Here is a 2,417-nt window from a genome sequence, read left to right as displayed (position 1 = left end):
ACGTCACGGCGCCGGGGCGGCCGGCATGTCCGGCCCCATACGGGGCCGGGCGTCGGCTCAGCGCGCGGCGTTCTGGGCGATGGCGCCGAGGTCCTTGGCCTGCGCCTGCATCGCGGCGATCTGGCTGCGGACGAACTCGGACTGCAGCTCGAAGGCCTCGCGCAGGTCCTTGGTGCGCACGAGCTTCTGCGCGAAATCGAAGGTGGCGTTGGCGTTGGTCTGGGCGTGGTCGAAGCCCTTGGCGACGGCGGCCTGCATCGAGGACTGGAGCGAGACGCCCGAGGTCTGGACCTGCTCGGCGGCCTTGAGCGCGTTGCCCATCAGGGTGCCGACGGCGGTGCGGGCCTGGTCGACGCTCTTCTCGGCGAAGTCGCGCATCTCGGTCGGGATCTCGAAGTTCGGGGTCTGCATCTTCAGCTCCTCGGAGGTCGTCGTTCACCGGGCGATTTCGAAGCGATCGCCGGTGCCGACCGGATTTATGTTGCGTTGCAACAATAAGTCAAGGCACCTTCTTGGAACAAAAAATCGTTGCCTAATCAACAGTGAAGTGGCTGCAGGTGCCTCCGTCCGGCGGCAACAGGCTCGGCACCTGACAGAATGGCCGTCGTGTTACTGCAATGGCCGACAGAGCAGACGGACACGACGGCCGGGATTGGCGATTCATCGCTTGCGGGTCCCGCGGCGGCGGTCGAAAACTTGATTCGAAACAGACGATAGGTCGGACTCGCTCGTCATAGCGGATGCAGGGCCGGGCGTTCGGCGGCGATGCCGGCGGGCTCTTGCTGCATCGCATCACGAGGCGTGCGCCGCAGGCCGGCATAGAGCGCGGCCGACGTCTCGGCGTGCCGGGCGATCGTCATCGGCGCGGCCCAGTAGCGGGCATGCGCCGCCCGGCCCATCCGCGCGGCCAGGGCGTCGTCGGCGAGGCGGCGCAGGTGGGCGGCCAGGGCGTCCGGGTCGCCGGAGCGGAACAGGAAGCCGGTCTCGCCGTCGATCACCGCCTCGCGCCCCGCGCAGGCGTCGCTCACCACCACCGGCGTGCCGAGCGCCAGCGCCTCGTAGACCGTGAGCGGCTGGCCCTCGTACCAGACGCTGGGGAAGACCAGCGCGCGCGCCGACGCCATCAGGGCCTGCACGCCCGCGGCGTCGCGCCAGCCGAGCATCGTCGCCTCGGGGTAGCGCTGGGCGAGCTCCGCCCGCTGCTCGCCGTCGCCGACGAAGACCGCGCGGATGCCGGCCCGCCGCGCGGCCTCGGCGAAGATCGGCGCGCCCTTCTCGGTCGAGATCCGCCCGACGAACAGGAAGTCGCCCGGCGCCCGCTCCACCATCGGCCGGTGCGCCACCGCGATCGGGTTGTCGACCCGGTGGAATTGCGTGCCGCGCGGCAGGAGTGGGCCGACCACCCGCGCCTGCAGGTCGCTGATCGTGATGACGTGGCGGAAGAGGTGCTGGAGGTCGGCCACCTGGGTCATGCCGAGGTGGCGGACGACCCGCGCGAGCTTGCGCGGAAAGCTCTGCGCGTCGCAGTTCGTCCTCAGGCAGGCGCCCGACATCGGCGTCCGGTGGCAGATCGCGGCGGCCGGGTACTCGTAGAACCCGCCCGTCGGGCAGACCAGGAAGAACTCGTGCATGGTGTAGACGAGCGGCAGCCGCGAGCGCCGCAGGGCGACGCCGATCGACGGCGACAGCGCCTTGGCGAAGGCGTGGACGTGGACCACGGTGTCGTGGGGGTCGCACAGGGCCAGCTCGGCGGCGAGCGCCCGGGCCGCGGTACGGTTCCAGATCGCCTGCGCCAGGAAGGCGAGCTTGTTGGTCGTGCTCGAGATGTCGTCCTGGTCCAGGCAGACGACGCGGATGCCGGCGGCGGCAAGGCGCGGGTCGGCTGGGCCGCAGGCGGCGAACAGCGTCACCCGGGTGCCGCGGGCGGCGAGCCCGAGGGCCGAATCGAGCGCGACCTTGGCCTGGCCGCCGTTGACGTAGGCGTGGTCGGCGACGAGGACGACGTGCACGAGGCGGCTCCCGCTCCCTGAAGTGTCCCCACGTTTACCGGAATGCAGTTGATCCCGCGTAAACCTCGGGCGGGTCGGCGATCTGCGGTTGTCCTTTTCGGATCGTCCTTGCCCAGGTCGCCCCCGCTCGACCGCCTCTCATCCGACCTCCTGTGCCGGTGTCGCCATGCACGTCGTGATCCTGGCCGAGTTCGCGAGCCCGAGCGGCGGCGCCGAGAAGGTGGCCGTGGAATCGGCCCGGGGGCTGGCCGAGCTCGGCCTGAGGGTCACCTACGTCCAGGGCGTCGCCGGCCCGGTCGACCCGCTCCTCGACCATCGCAACGTCACCCGGATCGGCCTTGACCTTCCCGACGTCTGGGCGCGAAACCCCGTGGCCGCGGCGGCGGCCGGCATCTGGCACGCCCGCGC

At 71.0% G+C, this 2,417-nt stretch carries 2 protein-coding genes and 1 pseudogene; 1 reads left to right on the top strand and 2 read right to left on the bottom strand.

What is annotated here, in order from left to right; genetic code table 11:
- Positions 1-57: 57 nt before the first annotated feature.
- Together FV222_RS23260 and FV222_RS23255 are read right to left on the bottom strand one after the other, a co-directional pair.
- A complete protein-coding gene (locus FV222_RS23260; protein WP_147762492.1) occupies positions 58-411 on the bottom strand; it encodes a phasin in 354 nt (117 codons plus the stop codon).
- Between the two features lie 320 nt (positions 412-731).
- Positions 732-2,009 (bottom strand): glycosyltransferase family 4 protein, encoded by a 1,278-nt coding sequence (locus FV222_RS23255; RefSeq protein WP_147815748.1) that lies wholly within the window; start codon positions 2,007-2,009, stop codon positions 732-734.
- A 166-nt stretch (positions 2,010-2,175) separates the two neighbouring features.
- Between FV222_RS23255 and FV222_RS23250 the strand changes: the two are divergent.
- Positions 2,176-2,417 (top strand): annotated as a pseudogene (locus FV222_RS23250) (glycosyl transferase family 1); the annotation flags it as partial.

Source organism: Methylobacterium sp. WL103 (genome assembly GCF_008039885.1).
Classification (GTDB): Bacteria; Pseudomonadota; Alphaproteobacteria; order Rhizobiales; family Beijerinckiaceae; genus Methylobacterium; species Methylobacterium cerastii.
The sequence above is the reverse complement of the archived record's forward strand: the minus strand, read 5'-3'. Positions and strand labels throughout refer to the sequence as shown.

Bases quoted from the DNA above. Each gene is read 5' to 3' on its own strand.
- FV222_RS23260 (WP_147762492.1), bottom strand. From the start codon at position 411: ATGCAGACCCCGAACTTCGAGATCCCGACCGAGATGCGCGACTTCGCC.